19 protein-coding genes are annotated in these 22950 nt (G+C 44.1%); 8 read left to right on the top strand and 11 right to left on the bottom strand.

Going from position 1 to position 22950, the window contains the following annotated elements:
- Positions 1 to 108: 108 nt before the first annotated feature.
- The 3 genes from ACX5KA_RS11335 to ACX5KA_RS11345 are packed head-to-tail and all read right to left on the bottom strand — an operon-like array spanning position 109 to position 5837.
- Positions 109 to 1677: a CsiV family protein gene (locus ACX5KA_RS11335; protein ID WP_458731195.1), complete on the bottom strand. Its 1569-nt coding sequence runs from the start codon at positions 1675 to 1677 to the stop codon at positions 109 to 111.
- A gap of 1 nt (position 1678) precedes the next feature.
- Positions 1679 to 5176 (bottom strand): transcription-repair coupling factor, encoded by a 3498-nt coding sequence (gene mfd / locus ACX5KA_RS11340; RefSeq protein ID WP_458731196.1) that lies wholly within the window; start codon positions 5174 to 5176, stop codon positions 1679 to 1681.
- Between the two features lie 58 nt (positions 5177 to 5234).
- Positions 5235 to 5837, bottom strand: coding sequence for a PilZ domain-containing protein (locus tag ACX5KA_RS11345; RefSeq protein WP_039223807.1), 603 nt, complete (start codon positions 5835 to 5837; stop codon positions 5235 to 5237).
- A gap of 190 nt (positions 5838 to 6027) precedes the next feature.
- Here ACX5KA_RS11345 and ACX5KA_RS11350 point away from each other — a divergent pair, with 190 nt between their 5' ends.
- Positions 6028 to 7389 (top strand): FtsX-like permease family protein, encoded by a 1362-nt coding sequence (locus tag ACX5KA_RS11350; protein ID WP_458731197.1) that lies wholly within the window; start codon positions 6028 to 6030, stop codon positions 7387 to 7389.
- Between the two features lie 77 nt (positions 7390 to 7466).
- Complete coding sequence (locus ACX5KA_RS11355) at positions 7467 to 8030, top strand: phosphoribosyltransferase (protein ID WP_039223813.1); 564 nt, start codon at positions 7467 to 7469, stop codon at positions 8028 to 8030.
- Between the two features lie 23 nt (positions 8031 to 8053).
- Here ACX5KA_RS11355 and ACX5KA_RS11360 read toward each other — a convergent pair whose 3' ends face one another.
- The 5 genes from ACX5KA_RS11360 to ACX5KA_RS11380 all read right to left on the bottom strand — a co-directional run bounded on the left by ACX5KA_RS11360 (position 8054) and on the right by ACX5KA_RS11380 (position 13215).
- The gene (locus ACX5KA_RS11360; RefSeq protein WP_458731198.1) at positions 8054 to 9496 is read right to left on the bottom strand and encodes a GAF domain-containing sensor histidine kinase; all 1443 of its coding nucleotides are present in this window, start codon (positions 9494 to 9496) and stop codon (positions 8054 to 8056) included.
- Positions 9493 to 10665 (bottom strand): FIST signal transduction protein, encoded by a 1173-nt coding sequence (locus tag ACX5KA_RS11365; RefSeq protein WP_458731199.1) that lies wholly within the window; start codon positions 10663 to 10665, stop codon positions 9493 to 9495. Before ACX5KA_RS11365 ends, ACX5KA_RS11360 begins: the two co-directional genes overlap by 4 nt.
- Positions 10666 to 10777: 112 nt before the next feature.
- Positions 10778 to 11419 (bottom strand): energy-coupling factor ABC transporter permease, encoded by a 642-nt coding sequence (locus ACX5KA_RS11370; protein WP_458731200.1) that lies wholly within the window; start codon positions 11417 to 11419, stop codon positions 10778 to 10780.
- A gap of 42 nt (positions 11420 to 11461) precedes the next feature.
- The gene (xthA, locus tag ACX5KA_RS11375; RefSeq protein ID WP_039223818.1) at positions 11462 to 12271 is read right to left on the bottom strand and encodes an exodeoxyribonuclease III; all 810 of its coding nucleotides are present in this window, start codon (positions 12269 to 12271) and stop codon (positions 11462 to 11464) included.
- 263 nt (positions 12272 to 12534) lie between these two features.
- A complete protein-coding gene (locus tag ACX5KA_RS11380) occupies positions 12535 to 13215 on the bottom strand; it encodes a biliverdin-producing heme oxygenase (RefSeq protein ID WP_458731201.1) in 681 nt (226 codons plus the stop codon).
- Positions 13216 to 13485: 270 nt separating this feature from the next.
- On the opposite strand from ACX5KA_RS11380, the gene ACX5KA_RS11385 reads away from it, so the two are divergent.
- Together ACX5KA_RS11385 and ACX5KA_RS11390 are read left to right on the top strand one after the other, a co-directional pair.
- Positions 13486 to 13881, top strand: coding sequence for a DUF2750 domain-containing protein (locus ACX5KA_RS11385; protein WP_039223819.1), 396 nt, complete (start codon positions 13486 to 13488; stop codon positions 13879 to 13881).
- Positions 13882 to 13897: 16 nt separating this feature from the next.
- On the top strand, positions 13898 to 14290 hold the full coding sequence (locus tag ACX5KA_RS11390; RefSeq protein WP_039223823.1) for a SufE family protein: 393 nt from the start codon (positions 13898 to 13900) through the stop codon (positions 14288 to 14290).
- 36 nt (positions 14291 to 14326) lie between these two features.
- Here ACX5KA_RS11390 and ACX5KA_RS11395 read toward each other — a convergent pair whose 3' ends face one another.
- Positions 14327 to 15598, bottom strand: coding sequence for a glycosyltransferase (locus ACX5KA_RS11395; RefSeq protein WP_458731202.1), 1272 nt, complete (start codon positions 15596 to 15598; stop codon positions 14327 to 14329).
- A 488-nt stretch (positions 15599 to 16086) separates the two neighbouring features.
- On the opposite strand from ACX5KA_RS11395, the gene ACX5KA_RS11400 reads away from it, so the two are divergent.
- Positions 16087 to 16932, top strand: coding sequence for an HDOD domain-containing protein (locus tag ACX5KA_RS11400; RefSeq protein ID WP_458731203.1), 846 nt, complete (start codon positions 16087 to 16089; stop codon positions 16930 to 16932).
- A gap of 36 nt (positions 16933 to 16968) precedes the next feature.
- Here the strand turns inward: ACX5KA_RS11400 and ACX5KA_RS11405 are convergent, their stop codons facing one another.
- A complete protein-coding gene (locus tag ACX5KA_RS11405; RefSeq protein WP_458731204.1) occupies positions 16969 to 17784 on the bottom strand; it encodes an acyl-CoA thioesterase in 816 nt (271 codons plus the stop codon).
- 170 nt (positions 17785 to 17954) lie between these two features.
- Here ACX5KA_RS11405 and ACX5KA_RS11410 point away from each other — a divergent pair, with 170 nt between their 5' ends.
- Together ACX5KA_RS11410 and ACX5KA_RS11415 are read left to right on the top strand one after the other, a co-directional pair.
- Positions 17955 to 19277, top strand: a complete 1323-nt coding sequence (locus tag ACX5KA_RS11410; RefSeq protein WP_039223834.1) for a spinster family MFS transporter — start codon at positions 17955 to 17957, stop codon at positions 19275 to 19277.
- A 71-nt stretch (positions 19278 to 19348) separates the two neighbouring features.
- Positions 19349 to 20158 carry an alpha/beta fold hydrolase gene (locus ACX5KA_RS11415; RefSeq protein WP_458731205.1) on the top strand — a complete coding sequence of 270 codons (810 nt, stop codon included), beginning with the start codon at positions 19349 to 19351 and terminating at the stop codon, positions 20156 to 20158.
- Between the two features lie 163 nt (positions 20159 to 20321).
- On the opposite strand, the gene glgC is transcribed toward ACX5KA_RS11415, so the two are convergent.
- Positions 20322 to 21608: a glucose-1-phosphate adenylyltransferase gene (gene glgC, locus ACX5KA_RS11420; protein WP_458731206.1), complete on the bottom strand. Its 1287-nt coding sequence runs from the start codon at positions 21606 to 21608 to the stop codon at positions 20322 to 20324.
- A 699-nt stretch (positions 21609 to 22307) separates the two neighbouring features.
- Here glgC and ACX5KA_RS11425 point away from each other — a divergent pair.
- Positions 22308 to 22841: an SRPBCC family protein gene (locus tag ACX5KA_RS11425; protein ID WP_458731207.1), complete on the top strand. Its 534-nt coding sequence runs from the start codon at positions 22308 to 22310 to the stop codon at positions 22839 to 22841.
- Positions 22842 to 22950: the final 109 nt, after the last annotated feature.

Genomic DNA, 22950 nt, shown 5'->3' on the forward strand with positions numbered 1-22950 from the left:
TAAATTTTTTGCTGCTTTTAACCAGTGCCTTAACGCGATGCTAAAAACTTACTGTTAGCAAACTTTGCAACCTAGAAAGCGCCCAATCTTTAGCAAGCGCGCATAATGCTATTCGCTGACATCAGGGCGATTGTAACGGCGAATTTGTACCACAAAGCCAAATAGAGGATGGTCGAAGTAGTGGAGTTGAGTACTTATTACACGACGTTGTTCGGCTAACGGGACTGACACTAACTTATATTCGGTTGGTGTTGCTTGGCCAGCAGATGCGGCGTTACTTTCTTCACTACTAAAGTAACTTAGCGGCACTGGTTGGCGGTAGAACATCTCACCATCCACATGAAGATACGGCACGCGGTTAATGTATTTGAGGAATACTTTTATTGTGCCGTCAATTTCCCAGATGGGTGTTCTAAGCGATGGGTCTAGGGCGTTGTCGTCGCCTTGCTCCACAATTATGGCGGTATCCAATGCTTTAAACGCTTCATATTTTATAGCTTGTGGCTTCGATAGCCGGCGGTCAATATCAGCAAAGATATCTGAAGTGGTGGCTATTTCGGTTACGCTTTGAGTGGTTGTACTGCCTTCGTTACTATTCAAATCTGCAGTAGCGTCATAGCCGAACTCTGACTCACTGTTGGCTGACTTAATAAGTGCTGTGTTGCTTTGCTGCGCTCGCATGTCGCCATTTAAGTCGAATTTCAGCGCGTAGTTCTGACCGCCGAAGAGTCGAACGTCAAAAGCGTTGTTTTGGCCGAACATAACAGGCTGGCGCCAGGTAGCATGAAATAAGCGCTCCAGTTGTCGGTTCGAACGAATTTGGCGAGAAATAGATGATAGTGCTTGTTGCTCACTAGTTAGTAGGTGAGCTTTTGAAGCTAGAGGCCAGTCATGCCCTTCAACCACAATAGGCAGGCTAGCAGGGGCGGGCATTCTGTTGTCAGGCTTGTTAACCTTCCAGACAATAGCCGGCTTCAGTGTAGACTGAATTGGGAGAGTGTGGTCTGAGGTATCGTTTGTTAGTGATTCGCTGCTTACATCAGCCTCTGTTGCGGCCATAACGTTTAGCACAGTGTTAAATTCTGCGCTAAGCCAAGGCTTTGCTTCTTCGCAATATTTAAAGGCAGGTACAGTAACAGGCGCAGTTTTTTTTACGCCAAAAAACGATGTCCAGTAGCTAGCGATAGTGGCTGCATCTGGTGCGTTACCTGCAACTTCTTCATTTGCATAGCCAAGGTTTTCGGTATAACCCGTCGATGAATAAGGCTCGCTATCTCGGTTGGTATTTAAACCTTCCTCACTTTGAGAGCTATCTCGCTGCCCGCTATTGGCACTAGGTTGTAACAAGAAGTCTATGTCTTTTGAAGGAATGTCAAAAAGGGTTTCGTTTGGCCATTTTATCGAAGCATCTGCGCCACAAACGGCTAAGCCTTGCTTCAAATAGCTAATATCTGGTGCAATAACGTCGCTGATGATGTCTGCCTGAGCGCGCGGGGCTGCCAGGTCGTCAGCCAGTGAAAATTGCTCTTCTAACTCCGTCAGCGCCACGTTGCGTTTAAATGCAATCACTTCCACATCAAACCACCAGTTGTCATTGGCGTGGGCCGTGGTTGAAATTGTTGTTAAAAATACAGCGCTAATTGATGCGACTAACGGGCACCAGCGAGATAACTTCATGTTATCGCGACTCCTTTGCAAAATCGGCAATAATATCGCTAATAAACGCGATGCGCTCTTTAGCTGTTTCGGTCTTTTTCACCAAACGCAGTTTTTGGCTACCTTCAAACTTAAAGGTGTTGGGTTTGGTTTGTACCAAGCTAATAATAAAGCCTGGGTCGACCTTGGTAGTTTCTTTAAACTCTATGGTACCGCCTTGGGCCGACAAGTCTACTTTTAGAATGCCTAATTCTTGGGCTTTTAGTTTAATTTCAGCTACTTCTATCAAGTTTTTAGCAGGCTCTGGTAATAGGCCAAAGCGGTCAATACATTCTACCTGGAATTCATCAATGTCGTCTTGCGTTGTGCAGCTTGCCAGGCGTTTATATAGCGATAGGCGAGTATTCACGTCGGCAATATAATCTTCAGGTAACAGGGCTGGAATACGAAGTTCAACTTCGGTATGGCCTGAGGTTGCATCGTCTAATGACGGCTCTCTACCTTCTTTAAGCGCGTTAACGGCTTTATCAAGCATGTCCATGTAAAGGCTAAAACCAATGCTGGCGATTTGCCCTGATTGGTCATCGCCTAACAGTTCACCGGCACCACGAATTTCTAAATCGTGCGTAGCAAGGGCGAAACCAGCACCTAAATCTTCAAGTTGAGATATGGCTTCTAAGCGCTTCACTGCATCTTTGGTCATGCGCTTTGGATGCGGTGTTAGCAGGTAAGCGTAGGCTTGGTGGTGTGAACGGCCCACGCGGCCACGAAGCTGGTGAAGCTGTGCTAAGCCTAAATGATCGGCTCTGTCCATAATAATGGTGTTCGCACTTGGTACGTCGATACCGGTTTCAATGATAGTGGTACATACGAGCACGTTGTAGCGCTGGTGGTAGAAGTCGCTCATTACGCCTTCTAGTTCGCGCTCGCGCATTTGACCGTGACCCATTGCAATACGTGCTTCGGGAACAATTTCGGCAATCTCTTCCACCGTTCGCGCAATGCTTTCTACTTCATTGTGAAGGAAATAAACCTGTCCACCACGAAGTATTTCACGCATGATGGCTTCGCGAATAACAGCTTTATTACGCTGCTGCACAAAGGTTTTAATTGATAAACGACGGGCCGGCGCTGTAGCGATAATAGATAAATCGCGCATGCCAGATAACGCCATGTTAAGCGTACGTGGAATAGGTGTAGCGGTAAGGGTTAGAATATCTACATCGGCACGTAAAGATTTTAGCTTCTCTTTTTGACGTACACCAAAGCGGTGTTCTTCGTCGATGATCACAAGGCCTAAGTCTTTGTATTTTATATCGCTAGATAGCAATTTATGTGTGCCTACCACGATATCGACTTTGCCTTCGCCGATGCGCTCAACCACAGATTTTTGCGCTTTACCGCTTACAAAGCGGCTCATGACTTCAATTTCAAACGGCCATGCCGCAAAACGGTCTTTAAAGTTCTCAAAGTGTTGCTGCGCAAGTAGGGTGGTAGGCACTAATATAGCTACCTGTTTACCTGCATTGGCGGCAAGGAATGCCGCGCGCATGGCCACTTCAGTTTTACCAAAGCCTACGTCACCACATACCAGTCGGTCCATGGCAGATGGGCTGCCCATATCGTGCATAACCGCAGCAATGGCTTGGGCTTGGTCGGGTGTTTCTTCAAAGGGGAAGCTGTCTGAAAATGCTTGGTAATCGTCCCAATTAATTTTGTAGGCAAAACCTGGCTTGGCTGCGCGGCGAGCGTATACATCTAAAAGTTCAGCAGCAACGTCGCGTACTTTTTCAGCGGCCTTTTGCTTGGCCTTTGACCATGCGTCAGAGCCTAATGCGCTAACTGGCGCGCTGTCTGCGTCGCCACCGGTGTAGCGTGAAATTAAGTGAAGGGAGGCCACGGGCACATAAAGCTTAGACTGCTTGGCGTACTCAATACACAAATATTCGGTTGCTACACCGCCTGCATCTAGTGTTTGCAAGCCTAAGTAACGGCCCACACCGTGGTCTAAATGCACTACAGGTTGGCCAATAGAAAGTTCGGCCAAGTTACGAATAATGGCACTTTCATCGGTGGCGGTGCGTTTATCGCGTAGACGGCGCTGACTTACTTTTTGGCCTAGTAACTCCGTTTCCGTAATAAATAACAGTTCGCCTTCCTGGGTTTGCCAGCGAAAGCTGTTATCAACCATACCTACCGTGATTCCAATAGTATCGTGGCTTGCTATGAAGTCGCTAAAGCTATCAACAATCTTGGGTTTTATGCCTGCTTTGGCAAGCACGGTGATCAAACCTTCTCGCCTGCCTTGGGTTTCAGCACAAAACAGTACTTTAGCCCCGTTGTCAGTAGCCTGATTTACGGTTTTAATAAGTCGTTCAGCAGGTACTTTTTTCTGCGAGTTAATCGCAATGTCGTCAAGTTTTTCACACTGAAGGTTGGTAGAACCCTGTTTTTCTTCAAGTACCTTGCTGGTTAGAGAAGCACGAGGCCACTGCTTAATGGCCCCGAATAGCTCGTTAATGGGTAAAAACAGTTCATCTGGTGCCAGTAATGGGCGAGCTAGGTTGTAGCGATACTGCTCGTAACGTTCTTGTACGTCAGCCCAGAAGAACTCGCTGGCGTCTTGCACATCACCGTGAAGTAATAGCAGGCTTTTCGGGTGAAGGTAATCGAACAAAGTCGCGGTTTGTTTGAAAAATAAGGGCAAGTAATATTCCACACCGCTTGGCATGGTGCCTTTGCTTACTTGCGAAAATACGCTTTCGGATGCGTTGTTAGCGTCGAATTTTTCTAAAAACTGCTGGCGAAAAAGGGTGATTGCTTCTTTATCTGTTGGGAATTCACGGGCCGGTAGTAAGCGAATTTTGTTTACCGCTTCGCCTGAGCGTTGAGTTTCAGTATCGAAATAGCGAATAGAGTCGATTTCATCGTCGAACAAGTCTATTCGAAACGGCTGGTCGCTTCCCATTGGGAATAGGTCGATAATGCTTCCGCGTACCGAGAATTCGCTGTGACTCATCACCTGGCTAACGTGAAGATAGCCAGCTTGCTCTAAGTTGCGCCTAAATTGGTCTCTGTCTAAGGTGTCGCCTTTGTTTAGCATCAGTAGGTACTTTGCTAAATAGTCGGTAGGCGCAAGGCGCTGCATAAGCGTGTTAACAGGAACAATAAAAACGCCTTCGACTTGTTGGGTAAAGCGAAACAGCGTTTCTAATCTTTGCGAAACAATATCTTGATGAGGTGAAAAGGAGTCGTATGGCAGCGTTTCCCAGTCTGGAAACAGGGTAATGGGCGTATCTTTTTGATTATCGCTTAAGAAAAATGCTATTTCTTTTTCAAGCTTCATTGCCGATGGCGTATCGGCGGTAATTAATACAATAGGGCCTTTGTATTGGTTTAGCGTTTGGCTGATACACAGCGCGGCGCTGCTGCCTTGCAGTTGGCCCCATTGTTTGTGATCTTGTGATGAGGCTTCTTTTTTAGGCGCAGGTAATGGAAGCGATAATAAAGTGGCTGTCATGACGTCCTGTTTTTTAAGTGCAAGATAAGTTTTACGGCTTATATACTGTTGTTAGGGGCTATTCAGATCCCGCTTTTTTCTCTTTCGCCCGTTTTCTTAGCTGCTGTGTTTGAATATGCAAACTGGCGCGAACTAAAAGCTCCTGATCTTGCTCTCGAATGGTATTAAAAATAAAGGCGATATGGTAACTATCTTCAACTTGCTCGCAAGTAATAACTTCGCCAAAACAAAAAATTGCTGCGGCTTCGGCATCAAGAAAAAGCTTTAGTTCAGCGTGTGTGCCTACTTCTAGTGGGTCACTCGACTCAATAATTACGCCACCACCACCGAGTTTCACCGTCTTGAAGCGGTATTCGGGTTCGTCTTGCTGGTGCAATACAAACGACATCATTAGATCAATTTTACGGGACTGATGATTTAGGTATTCGGCCAAGGTTTCGGCGTGATCACCCAAGTTTCTTAATGGGCGAATTGCCTGCGCTTCTAAAGCGGCCATTTCACTGGCAATGCGAAATGCATAGGGCATCGATTCTTCTAGGTTTTCTTCATCAGGTACTTTTTCATTGGCACCTAATGGGCGCACGTTTGCATTTATGCTGTGTGCAATAGAAAAGTATTCATCGAATTGGGCTTTTTTTTGTTCTAGGCTTAGTTCGCTCACATTATTCCTCTGCCACTAATTCTTGTGCAGTTAGTAACTTATAAGTAGTATACCGACCACGTAGTATACCCACTTTACTATTTTGGGGTTAACCCGTCATCTCGCCTTTGGGCTACTTATCTGAATTATTTATTCATTAAGCATAGCTAAATGTAAGGCAGATTACCGTATTACTGAAAAGCAAGGCGCTATGTTTTATCCTCTTTCTGCATTCATTGCTTATCGTTATGCCAAGTCTAACAAAGCAAGCCAAACCAGTTTCGTCTCATTTATCAATCGATTTTCAGTGGCCGGCATCGCACTGGGATTGATGGCGCTTATTATTGTCGTATCCGTAATGAACGGCCTAGAAGGGCAGTTAAAACAGCGCATTTTAGGCATAGTCCCCCATATCGAAATTACAAAGACACCCATCGCAACAACAAGCCTTAGCAAGACACCCATTCAAAACAGCTTTAACAACGACGTAACAGAGACACCCAACACAAGCGTTAATACTGGGTCAGTTAGCAAGACACCCACTCAAAAACCGTCCAACTTGAAGCGTTTAGCTATAGAGGAAATTAGCATGACACCCATGGAAGGTGTCGTGACCACCATGGGGTACAGAGAGGCAGAGGCAGTTGTGCAATCTCGCTCAGACCTTCGAGGCGTGCAGGTTCACGGCGTTCAACCTGATGTGATGATTGAGCATACTTTGGTTGCAAATCATATGGAACAAGGTCGATTTATTGATTTAACGGAAGGGAGCTTCGCCGCCATAATTGGGCGCTCTCTTGCCATTAAGCTTGAAGCGCGCGTTGGCGACCGCTTGCGAGTTATGGTTGCTGGCGCCAGTGTTTATACTCCGTTTGGAAGAATGCCAAGTCAACGGCTTGTGACAGTGGGGGGTGTCTTCGATATGGGCTCGCAGATGGATGATAAGGTGATGTACATGAACCTTGCGGATGTGAATCGCCTAATGCGTGACCCTAAAGGGAGCGAACAATCGCTCCGGTTGTTTTTAAAAGATGCGTTTAACTACCAAGCCGTTGTTGATGGGTTAACGGATAGGGTGGGTGTCTCTGCAAGTAACATTCGAACGTGGCGGGAGCGTCAGGGGCCGCTGTTTGATGCAGTAAAAATGGAAAAAAACATGATGACGCTTATGCTGCTGCTCATAATTGCGGTGGCGGCTTTTAACATAGTGTCGGCACTGGTAATGGTGGTCACCGAAAAGCAGGGCGATATTGCGGTACTTCAAACTCAGGGCATGTTGCCGAGTTCGGTTATGTGGATATTTGTATTAAATGGTTTATTTAACGGGGTGAAAGGTGCGGGTATTGGTCTGCTTTTAGGTGTAATTATTACGCTTAATTTAAACAATATCTTGGACGCGATAGGTTCGCCATTAGCGCTTTCTGCAGACGGTAGAGGCCTGCCAATTGACATGGACGTAGTGCAAATAACAAGCATCACATTGTTGTCTTTGTTGTTATGCGTTTTAGCCAGTGTTTATCCTGCACGCAAAGCGATGAAAATAGCACCTTCACAAGCGCTTCAAAACGAATAAATAGTTGAATTTACCGTGCAAAAGGCCGCGAAATTCACTATACTCGCGGTCTTTTAAACTTTGCCCAGTGAGACGTCATGAACAAGAATTTTATCACCTCGCAATCGCTTCTACAGGATTCCTTTCGCTTAGCGGCAAAGGTGTATGAAGACGGATTCCGCCCTGACTTTATTATTGGTATTTGGCGTGGTGGTGCTCCAATTGGTATCGCAGTTCAAGAGTTCTTCGAATTTAAGAATACGTCAACCGACCATATCGCAGTACGTACATCGTCTTACTATGGAATCAATAAACAGTCGAAAGAAATCCGTGTTCACGGGTTACATTACTTGGTTGAAAATGCCAATGCTGACGACAAGCTTTTGATTGTTGACGATGTTTTCGATTCAGGCCGAAGTGTTGACGCACTTATCAAGCAAATTAATAAGCTTATGCGCCTAAATATGCCAAAAGATATTCGCATTGCATGTCCATGGTACAAGCCTCAAAACAACACTACTGATATCGTGCCAGATTACTTCGTTAACGAAAGTGACGAGTGGCTTGTGTTCCCTCATGAAATAGCAGGTTTGTCAGAAGAAGAAATTCGTGAAGGCAAGGGTGAACTGTCTGACGTTATGGATATTTTGTTCCAAAAGTAGCTGCTATATAGTGCTTTTTGCAATTAAGAATCGCTATCAAACGTATCTAAACCGCACGATTGTGCGGTTTTTTTATTGGCGTTCGTTGATGGGAAAGAAAGTGTAAAGGTGGTACCAACGTTAACTTCGCTATCAACGGCAATAGTGCCCCCCATGGCTTCTACAATAGAAAAAGAAATATATAGGCCTAGTCCAGTCCCTTTTCCCGTAGGTTTGGTGGTGTAAAAAGGCTCAAAAAGCTTTTGAAGCGCATGTTTTTCGATGCCACACCCCGTATCTTTTACGGTAATAACGGTATTATTGCCTTCTTCATAAGAAGAAATGGTAAGTTTGTCTCCATCCTCCATCGCCTGCGCAGCGTTGACAAAAAGATTAACCAGAACCTGGTTTAGCTTGCCTGTTTTCCCTTTGATGCAAGCCACGTCACTCAAGTGTTGCTGTATTTTTATGCGGTGCTTTAACTCACTGTTTACAAGCCTCAGGGCATGCGCAATGCAATCGTTCACATTGATGGTTTCGTCATCGGGAATATCTGCATCATGTGAGAATGAACGAAGGCTGGTTATAATGTCGGTTACTCTGTTTAAACCTTCTTCGGACTCCCCACAAATATCAGCGATCTCGTCACTGAGTGAATCAATTTTATTGTGCGATTGCCACAATAATGCTTCTTCGGCAATTTCTGCTCTTTCTTCAGAGCTAGAGCTAGACGCCAGTTTCAGTACGATCTCCTGCATTTGTGATAGTGCAGGCAGTACGTTTCTAAGGAAATGAATATTGCTATTAATAAATGCAATGGGGTTGTTAATTTCATGAGCAACGCCTGCAGCTAGCAAACCTAGCGAGGCCATTTTTTCAGAATCGATAAGGCTTTTTTCTACCCTAGCTTTTTCTTCTTTCAACCTGACGGTTTCTAACGCCATTAACTTTGCCTGCATCCCCATAGCCATCTGTTCAGTGAAAGTTCGGTATCTGTTTGCCATATCGACATATTCTTGGGTGTAGTAGCCTAATGATTGATGACAGAAAACAATAACGGCTTGTTGTTGGTGCACTTTAAATGGACAATACAATACCGACGTGACGGGGGTTTCAAATAAGGACATGTGCTGTTGCCACGTTGGCTGCTGTTGAATGTTGAACAAAGCTACGGGTTCACTTTTCACGGCACGGGAAAGCGTGTCGTCTATTTTCCATATAGTATCTAGCAAAGCATCATTAGTGCTGTTGATGCACTTCATTTTACCTGCACTTTCATTCTCTAAGACAAAGCATACTTCATAGTTGTAAAGCCCTTTAAAAACGCTAAACATTTTCTTGTAAAGGTCTGTTTCATCCTCAGCGGTAAGGAGTACTCGCGTACTTTCAAGTAAAGCATCGCTCTCTTTTTTATGCGCTTCAGCTTGCTGTTTTAGGCGGTAAACTAGCGCTAGATCTTCTAAAACATTTTCGTAATCTTTATTCATCGAGAAAACACTACTGCTGAAATCATTAGGTTGCCATGCCTGTTCATTCCGTCTAAGAATCGCCCTTGTTCGCCAAAAGTAAAAGGCCCGCAAATGGGCAATGACGAGAATCGTTTTTGTAATAACTCCAGCATCGAATTTATTTCATCGCCCACCATCAACCGGCATCCTGCACAGTAAATCATCAATACGCCAACTGGCTTCTTATTTTCAGGTAATAGCATGATTGCGTTATTAATAACACGCTCGGCGCGTGAGGTGAGGCTCGAGATACTTCCCTCCATCAAAACAAGGTCTTCGCCTTCCTTTACTTCAGAAAAAACATTTAACGCTCCGTGTTCAACAGAGTCGGGGTGGCAAAGAAGGTAATTTACAGCGCCATTGTCCAATTCCACTGGCCTGCCTAACGGTGCTGAAGAAGTTAGCCCCAAGATTTGTCCACCGTCAAGCAGGTCTGAGATTAGACCGTTCGTTGCTTGATTGTACGCGATACTGGCTTGTTCATTATTGAGTTGTTGTATTTGTCGCCCCTGGGCTTGTGTGGTTCTTAGCACAGTTTCGGTAGGTTTATAACCAGAACTATAGCTTAAACCAAGCGGTGTTGAAGGATACAAAACGGCTACCGCAATGGTTTCAGGTCCCGATGATGTGTTTGTGATCGTACGCCAGTTGCCTGTAACCGTATTGTCTGCCATGGAGCCACCGAAAATAGGAACCTTTGCTCCTACAACGCTAGCAAATCCTTCTAGTATAAGTTCTTCATCACCTGGGGGGAGCGCACACCAAATGAGTGCAGGGCTTTCGTAAGGCCTTTCGGCGCTTGCTAGCGCTTGCTGCAACGCTGTTGCTCCTGCATCAAACGGGCCGTACTCAGATACATCAGCACTGCCCACACCGTAGGCACCACTATCATCGTTGATGCAAAACAGCGCTAGGTCGCATTTGGCGGAGACCGTTTTATCGTCGCAAAGCAAAGCGCCTAAGCAAGAGCTAGAAATAAAAAAGGGGAGTGTTGAGACCCCTATCATTGATGGAAGTGCTTCTAGAGGAAAATCGGTATTGCCATAACCTATAAGTAATGAAGGCTTCTCATTGGTTAATACAGACGCTATTTCCGAAGTTAAGATTTCTACATCATTGCACTTTAATGCAAATGTCTGAATTTTCATTTCAGCCCACCAATCAAACACACCCTTTAATAATAGATTGAATTCAGGATAACCTTATTAACCATTAGTTTAAAAAGTTTCAAAAGTGAAATGATAAGAGACGATAAACGGTTTAATTGTCTAGATAAAACTTGTCGTGAAAGGTGTACACCCACGTAGGTTGGTATATCACAAGAAGGGTAATAGCCATGCCGTTGAGTAATGCTTCTGGAAATACCAATAGCGGAATAAGCAAAACATAGTTATCAAAAACAATGTCCCACGTGTACGTACCTTCAATGTAGTAGAAGGCGCCTAACGAGAGTGTTTTTAGTGCAATTGAAAAAGCGGCAGGAAAGAATGCACACACGAATATGTAGACAAAAAGTTGTCGAGGTATACGGTGAAACGACAGCATGTAGAAAAGGTAGGTGGTACCTATGGGAAGGATAGTCCCTAATAGACCGTTGACCCCAAAGTTCTCCCACGTTCCATAGCCTGTTATGTTTGCCCCTAAAAGCGCGATAAATGAGGCAATGATGGCGTTTCTAAACCCTAACATTAATGTGAGAACGGAAAGGCCAAGAAAATGGACATCTAGGCCTTCAAATATTCCCGCTTTAAACAACCACAAAACAAATAAACAAGCAGCAGTGCCGAAAATGAGGTGTTGCTGCTGCTTGTTCCGCGTAAAGTGAGTAAAGTCGATATGGTTCACCGCGCCCAATAAAAATGCGCCATAAATCAGCCATGCAAACAACTGTAATGAACTCACTGTTACTCCTCAATCGGCACTGCTTTATTCGCAATCGGCCAACTACTTCTTATATTCAGCCCAAATGGGGGCGTGGTCAGACGGCTTTTCAATGCCCCTTAACTCATAATCGATGCCTGCGTCATGAAGACTAGCGTGTAAAGGTTTGGTGGCAAGTATCAGGTCTATACGTAGGCCGCGATTGTCGTTGAATCCTTTGGAGCGATAGTCAAACCACGAAAACTTGTCATTAGTCTCTGGATAAAGCGTTCGAAAACTATCTTCGAAACCCCAGTCGATGAGGGTATTCAACCATTCACGTTCTTCTGGTAGGAAGCTACACTTACCTGTTCTCAGCCAGCGTTTTTTGTTTTCATCTCCAATACCGATGTCTAAGTCTGTATGAGAAATGTTTACATCGCCCATCACAATCACGTTTTCGTCTGGCGTATGGTTATCGTCTAAGTAGGCCATTAAGTCTTTGTAAAACTTACGTTTGGCGGGGTACTTTGTCTCGTGCTTTTCGTTCTCGCCTTGAGGAAAGTAACCATTAAGAACCGTCACTGGCTCGCCAGCTTCATCAGTAGTTTTTAATATAATCATTCTGCGCTGGGCGTCTTCATCATCCGTTGGGAAGCCCATTGCCACAGAAACAGGCTCTTTCTTCGCTAAAAATGCGACGCCATAGTGGCTTTTCTGGCCGTGAAAATAAACGTGATAACCCATGGCCTCTACTGCTTCAACGGGAAATTGCTCGTTGTGAACTTTAATTTCCTGCAAACCAATAATGTCTGGTTTGTGGGCATCAATAACCGCTTGAAGCTGATGGAGGCGGGCGCGGATACCGTTTATGTTAAATGAGATTACTTTCATGTTTTATATTTATGTTGTTTTTAGGTTGGTTTGAGTTTACCAGAAACTGAGCGATCGCTTAACGATGAACCGACGTTATATTAATGCATTCAGCCGCTTGACTAAATTAAGTTTATTTATAGCTTTGGGGTTGAGTGGTTATTAAAATCATGGGGTTGTATCAGTCTAACCGCAGGCCATGTTAGACTGGAGAAAGGCTGAACGACCCTATTGAAGGGCGTTATTGAATCGTACAGCCTGCGAAGGTGCTAACTCGCTCAACTCTATATCAATGCGTCTACCTTAAGCTTCTTCTCGCCTTTTATAACATCTGCTAGTGAAATCAAATACTCAAACCAAGCATTTGCATCCTCTACTATATCTTCAATAAGGTCTTCTTCGTTTGTGTCGAGTTCAGGTACAAGAGATTCAACCTCTTGTTTGAAAGACACCCACGCTTTCGCGCAACCTGCCATGGCTTGATAGTAATTCGTGGGTACGTTTCGTTCCATCGCGTTTAACCTTCTTACAATGATATTTGCTCCCATCGAGGAACCTAACCATACGTAAATCGCTGCAATGGCTTGGCTAGTCGACGAATTGCAGCTTGGAATTGACAGGCCCTCAGAGTAGGTGTCTTGATTAGACGTTTGTAATGATAAGGCTTCAGATGCCTTGGTATGGGTGTCAACACAAAGCATTTGAATGTCAGCATTCAGAGCGCCTAGAACTGCGTTGCTATTTATCATATTGGAGACTCGAGAAAGAATAGGCGCACAGCTCTCAGCTTGCTGAACAGCGTCAGCAGTCGCTTGATGGAACAATTTCATTATCTTCAAAATAGCAAGATAGGCGGTGTCATCAAATGCATTGTCGTTGTGATAGATGGAAAAAGGAAACGTATTTTCCAAAATGCTGTGGTTGGCGTGAGTGTCTTGCTTAAGAGCAGTAAATAGGTTTCGCATGAGGCACAGATCTTTGCGTTATAGCTTTTAAACTTTTCGTGATAGTAAACAACTTTAGCATGGGTGTCAGTGTAACGGGTAGGGAATTGAATAGCCGTTTATGTTTTAACGAAACTTTTTATGAGCGAGTGGTTAGGGTGGGTGTCTTTGTAAGGGAGCTCTGGTTTTTTAGCATGGGTGTCTTTGTAAGAAATATTTTGGCGACTATTGCATTGCGCCTTGTGCTGGGGAGGGTATACTTGCCGCAAATTTTGAGATAGGTGAATAAACGTGTTTCCAGAAACAATTGCCGACAAGTTAAGCGATGCGGTCATCGAACAAGCCATGAAACTAAATGCGGAAGACCGTCAAGAACTTGTTGTTAGCTATATTGCAAAAGCAAACGAAATATGGATGGTACAGGGTACTGAAGGTTTCGTAATGTTCGAAGGTGGTGATAGTGTTCAGTTACCAGTTTTTCCTCATCGCGATTTGGCGCAAAAGTTTGTAGACATAAACGACATTGAAGGCCAGTGTGTGAATGTATCACTTGACGAATTTGCACAAACTTGGTTGCCAGGCCTTACCAAAAACGGTGTGGAGTTGGTTATGTTCCCAACTACCAGTGACGTTGAAAACCTTGTAATGACCGCAGAAGATTTGGCTTCTGAACTAAGCGGTAATTAAGCTGGGCGTTTAGCAAATGAGTACGGATGACACCTTGCTTCCTCTGGCTTCTTCACTTGCCAATTCAAAGGGGTGGGATGATTTTACGCGCACGCTTATGCTAGCGGGCAAGTCTTTAACCCCTCTCCCTGAAGATGAACGTACTTCCGATACTGCCGTTATTGGGTGCGAAAGCCCTGTGTGGTTGGCTTATTTCACCGAACAAAGTAGCTTGATGGCATATTCGCCCAGTAAAGTTATCCGCGGTGTCCTTGCTGTATTATTAGAAAAGGCCAATGTACTGTCCGATGAGGAGCGTCGTAATTTCGATTTCGAAGATTATTTGTCTCGTTGTCAACTTGGGCGTTACCTTAGTCAGTCGCGCGGAAATGGGATAAAGTCTGTCATCTCTCGGTTGAAGGGCATTTAGGCGCTGAGCCTGCAGGTGCCTCCTTTACACTCCGACTCACTTGTTCTTTGCTTCAATCCATTGGCTCATGTATTTACTCGCAGTTAACGTTTGATGCCACAACAAACTTTGCATAAACAAACTGCTTCTGTGCTTGTCTAGAGTTTGCTGTAAGTCACACATCCTTTCAATGAATGGCACATCTGGCTGATTGTTTTCGAATGAGCTAAGCACGCTCTTGCTCATTTCACTCGCCAAATTCCAATTGTTTTCATCGTTATAGAGGGCGATGGCTTTATCAACATAGTCCTGCACTGCGTTCAATTCGGATATGCGCGTGCTGCAAAGAGCACCGGGCCACGGCCTCGCATCTGCGCTTTCATCAGTATCAAGAACTTGATCATTTGAAATAATACCTTCTGCACCTATCCAGGTTGTAATACTTGGTGTGGCACAGCGCATCGCATCAAGTAACTTTCCTTTTATTCCTGCGCCAAATCGCAATGGAGCTATCAGCACCTTAGCGTTTGCCATTACCGTTTCAACATCTTTTGCCCATCCTTTTACTAAAAAGCCTTGTTTCTCGTTGTGAAGCTGTGTCGCTTTTTTCGGTGGGTAGGCGCCGTATATATGCAACTCGGCATGGGGCAGCGCTTTTTTTATTGAAGGCCATAGGTGTTGCTTTAGCTGCAAGACCGCATCCCAATTTGGCGCGTGACGGAAATTGCCAATATGAACAAAGTTTGAGCGTTCCTCAAACGATGGAGCAGGGTTAATAGACTTCCCAACGGCAAGCGGGTGATACTGAAGCTGGGATTCTGGTACTGCGTAATGTTCTTTCAGTAATGCCATTTCTCGTTTTGAAATCACTAAGGTGAGATCACTTCGTATAATGGCAGCGACTTCCCGCTGTGCGAGTTCGGTATTAAGTTGCGCTAGACGGGCGTCACCGTGCTGTTTTACCGCATCGTGTCTTGCTTGGCGGAGGCTGTGAAGGTCTTCGGTATTAAGAATTCGAAGAGCATTGGGGCAAACCTCTTTCACACGCCAAGAAAACTGCTCCTCTGTCATGTAGCGGTCGAAGATGACGACATCCGGCAATATTTGCGCTAAAAGGGTATTAAACGAGCTGCAGTTTAACGCTATGGGCTTTACACTTACGCCGGTTGCTTCAAGATCTGCTTTATGTTCACTATCCGTGGCAGCTGTTAAAAACGTTACGTTGAAATTAGCCGCTAAGCAACGTTCGATAATAGACTGCATGTTCTGCCCGGCAGCCGAGGAGTTTGGCTCGGGCCATACATAACCAATGACGACAACATTTAACATGGTAGATATTACAACTTTTACGTAAAGAAATAGGGGGAACAACACGGTTTTTACGCACGAGATGCTACCACAAAATTGCAACTGTCATTACTTTAAAGGTGTGCTCCTTAGAATTTCTAATTCTTGTAGGTAGTTACCCTAAGTTTTTCTTAGAAATCGTACTTTGATTAGGTAATAACACGCGGCTCGTTATAATACACGAGTTTCCGAGCGGGTTAGGGAACGCTTAAATATTTTCACAGTCTACGGTATTGGCATAATTGATAATGCTCAAATTTGGACAAAAGGCTTATACTAGCCAATGAGTAGTAATGAAAAACGGTTCAATTATGTTTTTTTAACTTTCTGATTAGTAAAGAAATCATACTTTTTTACTAGGTGATAATAATTGACCTCTTAGGTTTTACCGCCTATACCTTACAAGAGTAAGGCAAATGGAGGTGCCTTAACACGATGATCACAAAAGCTGCATTGAAGAGAGTGCACGAATGAATTTAGATGAATTAGTTTCGAAAGCGGAAGACCTCTTTGTGTTACCTGATTCGGTAACTCGACTTAAAGCTTGTATGGATGATGAAGCTTCAAGCATTGACGACATTGGTGACATCATTGCTTTCGACCCGTCATTGGCTACGCAATTACTCAGAGTGGCAAACTCGGCGCTTTATCGCTTCCCCAATAAAATAGACACGGTAACCAGAGCCATCCAAGTTGTAGGTACCCGCTCTACGTACGACCTTGCGCTTGCGTATGGTGTCAGTCAGGCATTTAGTGACGTCGACGGTCAATCTATAGACCTAGACAAGTTCTGGGAACAAAGCGTTTCCTGCGGACTGCTTGCGAAGTACTTTGCCGACATGCGCAATATTCGTGAGCCAGAGCGTCTTTTCGTATCAGGATTGCTGCACAACATAGGAGAACTGGTAACGGTTTCGGTCATGCCCGAATCCGCTACTCGTTGTCAGGCATTTAATACCCGTGTAAGCCCTGCGGAGCTTCAATTTGGCGTTTTAGGGTTCACCTACACAGAGCTGTCTGCAAGACTGATAGAAAAGTGGGGTATCCCTAGCTCGATTTACTCGCCTATTGCCAGCATTCATAGAGGCGAAGACGCGGTAACGGGTATAGAAGAGAAAATTCTTCAACTGTCTTATGTGTTAGCGTTAGATAACGTAAATCCGGAAATCTACCCAAGCTATCACAACTTGAAACCTGAACTTCACGAAGCGCTATCGCTCGAACGTGAAGATTTGGAAGACGCGCTAGATATAACCAATTTACAATGTATATCAGTTATCTCACTGTTTAACCCTAACGCGTTTATGCTTTACTAGGCTTTACGGCTTAGACAGAAGCCATTGCCGTAGTGATTAATCGAAAATCGCTACGGTTTGTCTGCTAATTGCAATGACTTCGTTATCTTTGTCCCAAATCGTCGCCTCTGTGTGGCCATAACCATCTGCCGCCTGTCTGGTATGCGCTTTGTAACCAAACCAATCTGTGGGGCTCACCGGTTTATGAGGATGAATGAACTCTAAATTCCAGCTCACGGTGCTAGCAGGAGCTGGCAATTTCATCATTTGTAAAAGCGTGGGCGGCCATGCATCTATCATGGTAATGATGTGTGCATCAGTTATGGCCTCTGGTGCTTGCTTAAATCGCATGAAGCCGTGGTAATGACTGGTTTTTCGTCGGGTAAATGGTATACCACCATCTTCAATAGCTAAGTCAAAGTAGCGCAAGAACTTCGGTGTTACTTTTGGTATCTGCGGGATGAATTTTGCTTTGCTAGGTAAAGGCATATCGTGCTTTTCTGTATTCTTAACGCTTATACCTGAAGTTCTCGCCACGCCAAAGCAAGCTTGTGAGAAAACACAGCTTTTGCCTTCCTGAATGGCATGTGCAGTATATTGTGAGACGTTTTTCCCTGTTCTTAAAAGGGTAACTTCGATAGAAAAGGGGGATTCAAGAGATAGAGGGCCGACAAAATTTGTAGTAAACGAACGTAAAACGCGGTTATCAGTAACTTGTTGCTTTACTGCCGTGTATAACATACCGGCAGAGATGCCGCCAAACGCGGTTCTTCCTTGTCCCCAGGTTTTAGGAATAACGAGCCCATCAACCTTCCAAGTGTTTTCCGATGTTTGTGATAATTGGGGAATATTGAGTAATTCATCTACTGTCATAGCTGTGCATCTGGTCTGATGAGTTGAGTGGGTATCATCCTACCTCAAGCGCTATAGAACGAAAAGCCTCTGTTAGAAATTTTCGTTATGTTAACAAATAAGTAACAATTAGTTGTTTATTTTTTTACCTAGTGCGTAGACTGGAGTTATCGTCACTTAAAAGGACTGTTATGGCCCATACGCACGTTGAAGGTATTCCAGCTAGTGAAGCCGGAGCATCTAGAAGTTACCGCAATTACGTTCTATTCATATTAACCTTGGTATACGCCTTTAACTTTATTGATAGGCAAATTATTGGGATATTATCGCCTTTTATAAAAGCTGACTTGGGATTAGATGACGCCCAACTCGGATGGCTTAAAGGCATATATTTCGCGCTTCTATACACGGTGATGGGCATACCAATCGCTTGGCTCGCCGACCGTTACAGCCGAGTGAATATTATCGCTATTTCTCTAACGCTCTGGAGTGGTTTTACTGCTGCGTCTGGTTTGGCAGCAAACTATATGCAACTTGCTATTGCACGTATCGGCGTGGGGATTGGCGAGGCCGGGGGAAGTCCACCGTCACACAGCATTATTTCTGACCTTTTCCCTAAAGAAAAACGCGCTGGTGCGCTTGCAATATATTCTTTAGGTATTCCGTTTGGTGTAATGCTGGCGTTTTTTGCCTCAGCATTTTTTCTACAGGGTGGTTCAGCCGATTGGCGTACGGTGATGTATAGTGTTGGTATACCCGGTGTGTTGCTTGCTATCTTGTTAAAGCTTACGGTTAAAGAGCCTGCAAGAACGGTCTCAGCGCCAACGGCCGCTGAAGCTAACAAGCCAAGCGTAAAGTCTTCTTTGAAAATGCTGCTGAAAATTCCAACATGGTGGGGAATGGCGCTTGGTATATCTTTTGGCTCGTTCGGTAACTATGCGATATCGACGTGGGTTATTGATTACTACGTGCGCGCGTTTGCAGGGTTGGATATTACACAACTGCTTATTGTATTTGGCATCATAAACGGAACAGCCTATGCACTGGGTGTATGGCTTGGCGGCTACATTGCTGACAGATGGGGGAAGCATAACAAGAAAGCGTATGCCTTGTTACCAGCCATTGCCCTTATTATTGGAGTTCCTGCATTGTATGCATCATTACAGGTGCAAGATTTATGGTTGTCGGTAGGGCTTATGGCATTGTTGCTATTTACGAGTGGCTCTTATTTAGGGCCGAGTTTTGCGATGGCACAAACGCTTGCACCAGTTAATGTTAGGGCGATGTCGACGGCACTGTTCTTCTTTGTTTTGAACATTATTGCATTGGGCGGCGGGCCCACACTGACAGGAATAATTAGTCAATCACTGGTTCCATCACTGGGCGAGACAGAAGCTTTGAGACAAGCACTGATCTACTTAGTCGTACCCTATGCTATCTCTATTGCCGTATTTTTATGGACAAGCACTAAGATAGTGAAAGATTGGGAAATGGCAGAAGCCAATGGCTTATAGTAATATCGAACTATCATGTTAAGGGGCTGATTTAAAGCCCCTTTATTGTTTGAGTTTTAAGGAGTATGTTGGTGTCCTCGACCGAGTTGAGTTTTCATTTTGCCCATGCGAACGGGTTTCCTGCAGGAAGCTATAATGCCATGTTTTCAGCGCTACCTAGCCACTTTAACCGTTTGCATGTTGATCGTTTTGGTCACGACCCTCTGCTTCCGGTAAATGGCAACTGGCGCAACCAAGTTCAAGAGTTAATCAAACATATAAAAAGAGAGAATACCGATGCTCGCGGTGTTTATGGGATCGGACATTCATTTGGTGCTGTAATTACCTATATGGCTGCGTGCGAGGCACCTGAATTATTCAGAGGCGTTATTTTATTCGACCCGCCGTTAGTGGTTGGTCCGCTTAGTTACTTTTTCAAATTCGCAAAACATACGCCGTTAATTAATAAATTGACGCCGGCAAAGCTAGCGCAGACGCGCAATACCAGTTGGCCAAGCAACACGGATATGGTGTCATACTTTCATGGAAAAGCGCTTTTCAGGGATATGGATAAGCGATGTGTTCGCGATTACGTCAAATCTGTGACAGCGGTGAAAGGTGAAAAAATATCGCTTACGTTTCGAGCTGATGTAGAAGCAGAGTTATTCCGCAATGTTCCTCACAACTTGGGAAAATATAAGGGCAAGCTGAAGTGCCCGGCAATATTGGCGACGGGTAACAAGAGTAATGTATGTAAACCTGAAATGTATTCACGCCTTATGAAGCATAATGCGATTGAACATGTAGTTTTAGAAGGTGGCCATATGTTCCCGTTAGAGCATCCTGAGAAAGTTGCCAGCTTTATAGAGCAAACGCTAGAGCAGTGGAATAGTGCGGAGTAGTTATTAGGGGTTAAGTTTTGCGTATTGGTTTAGGTTATCAGTGCAGCGAAATGATGTGAGAGATTAAGGTTGGTCAGTGCTTTTATTTGCTCTTAGCCTGGATGGGGAGATTGATATTGGTGTAAGGGCCAATATCAATCTGATTAACTCGCTGACGCGACTATCAACTTTGCTTTGTTGACTTGCTAAGGCCACCTACAGGCTGCCCCAGCATCTCGCGGGTTACCAGTACTACACCTTTTTCAGAAACGCGGAAACCTCGCGCTCTATCTTGCTCATGATCGTAACCAATCGTAGTTCCTTCGGGTATCACACAGCCGCGATCTATGATAACTTTTTTCAATTTACAATGGCGCTTAATTTCTACGTCAGGAAGAATAACCGCATCTTCAATAAGTCCGTAAGAATGTACTCGAACATTAGAAAAGCAAATAGAAGAGCGCAGTGTAGAGCCGGATATAATACAGCCGCCTGAAACGACAGAGTTAATGGCCTCACCTCGTCTGTCGTGGTCTTCCCAGACAAATTTTGCTGGTGGAAGTTGCTCTTGATAGGTCCATATGGGCCACTTTCTATCGTATAAATTCAGCTGAGGTACTGGCGCCACCATTTCCATATTGGCTTCCCAGAAAGAATCAATGGTACCTACGTCACGCCAGTAAGCGTTATCGCCACCGCTTTTTTCAAATGGATAGGCGTAAACCGGGTGGTCAGCAATGATTGAAGGAATAATATCTTTACCAAAGTCACGCTGAGAGCCCATGTTTTCAGAGTCTACTCTGAGCTGTTCGAACAAAAATTCTGTGTCGAATACATAATTGCCCATGGACGCTAAGCAACGAGTGGGATCATTAGGCAACGGCGTAGGGTTGGATGGTTTTTCTTCAAAACCGTTGATACGATAATTTTCGTCTACAGACATCACGCCAAAAGCGCCTGCCGCTTCTTCTAGCGGTACGGACATACATGAAACCGTCATTTTTGCGCCAGATTCCTTGTGCTTCGCAAGCATATCACCGTAATCCATACGATAGATATGGTCGCCGGAAAGGATCATAACGTACTTGGGAAGTTCGTCGCGAATGATGTCAATATTCTGAAAAACCGCATCGGCCGTGCCCTCGTACCAACTATCAGAAAAGCGCTGTGAGGCGGGGAGGATTTCTACTGATTCACCCAATTCTTTTTTGAAATGCCCCCAACCTCTAACAAGGTGACGAATAAGTGAATGAGACTTATATTGTGTTACTACGCCAATTCGTCTTATCCCTGAGTTAACACAATTTGATAGAGGAAAGTCGATGATTCTAAATTTACCGCCGAAATAAAGCGCAGGCTTGGCTCGCCAGTTAGTGAGCTCGTGTAATCTTGAACCTTTGCCCCCAGCGAGAATAAGCGCATATGTATCGCGAGTAAGGTTACTGATGTAACGAGAGCTTTGATCTGCCATTTCCTATAAACTCCTGTAAAAATGCGACAACTGTGTATCGATAGAAATATAAAAAGAAAACGAAGTGTTGCGATTGAGTGCGCTATGCATGATAGGCCCGTATGAACAGACTTTCCTGATAACCTAAACCCATATTACACAAGATATTTTATAATAACAGCCGGATTTTCTTGCTTTGTGATGAAATAGTTAAATTTTTTAAATTTATGTGACTGGTACGAATTTTCTCAACAAGACACCCATCATAAGTTCAACTTTAATCATCAAAACGATTATAAAAATCCTAAAAAAGACACCCACGCTCTATTACATGAAATAAGTAAAATATAAATTGAGAAATAAATTAAGGAAGACACCCATCCAACGGTGCAAACGCATAATGATATTTGCTTCGAGCAATGCCTTGGTGCCTTGTTGTTGTGAGATAAGAATAGTCAATATGATCTAAATTTCAAAATACGTAGAAGACACCCGCTCAATTATGGTGTTAACGGTAGTTCGGGGTTATCTAATTTTTAAAGAGACATCCACTATAAAATATAAATAGTTTGACTCAGCATTAATGTAGGCAATTGCGATGAAAATGTTGCGATGGGTGTCTATTTAACGCAAAGATCAAAAAAGAGGTCAATGCAGCGATAGGTGACAAATGTTAATTAGATGTTATATTTAGTTCGTTAATTTGTCTTGGAGTGTCAGATGGGAGCGTTAAAAAAACTATTAGTTGTCGTGGGAGCTGTAATTTTATTGTCTATTGTTACAAGCTTTTTTATTCCTAATGATTACAGTGTAGAAAGGAAAGTCAATATTGATGCTCAGCCATCTGAAATATATCCGTATGTGGTGGATTTAAGAGAGTGGCAAAAATGGGGCGTGTGGTTCAAACGTGACCCAAGTATGAAACTTGACTATTCTGGTCCCGACAGAGCAATTGGCATGCGCTCGGAATGGAAAAGCGAGACAGAAGGCAATGGTGAAATGGAAATTACGCAACTAGAACACAATAAACGTGTTCTCTATCGCTTATACTTCCCTGAGTTTGACATGGGCTCATCAGGTGTGGTTGAAATTGAGTCTACAGATAATGGTTCTACAGTAATTTGGAGAGATGAAGGCTCTGTTGATAATAACCCAATAAACAAACTTTTTGTCTTAATGATGGACAGCATGATTGGGCCCGACTTCGAAATGGGACTTGAAAACCTTAAGGTGCTCGTTGAGAACAATGGTTAATGAATATAAGGTTCTGATCTAGATATATTAACGTACCGTAATTAAGACACTAAATTACGGTACACGCCTATCGTTTATGAAGAGCCTGTAACAGATTCTGTGTAACTGC

This window comes from Alteromonas alvinellae, from assembly GCF_902705805.1.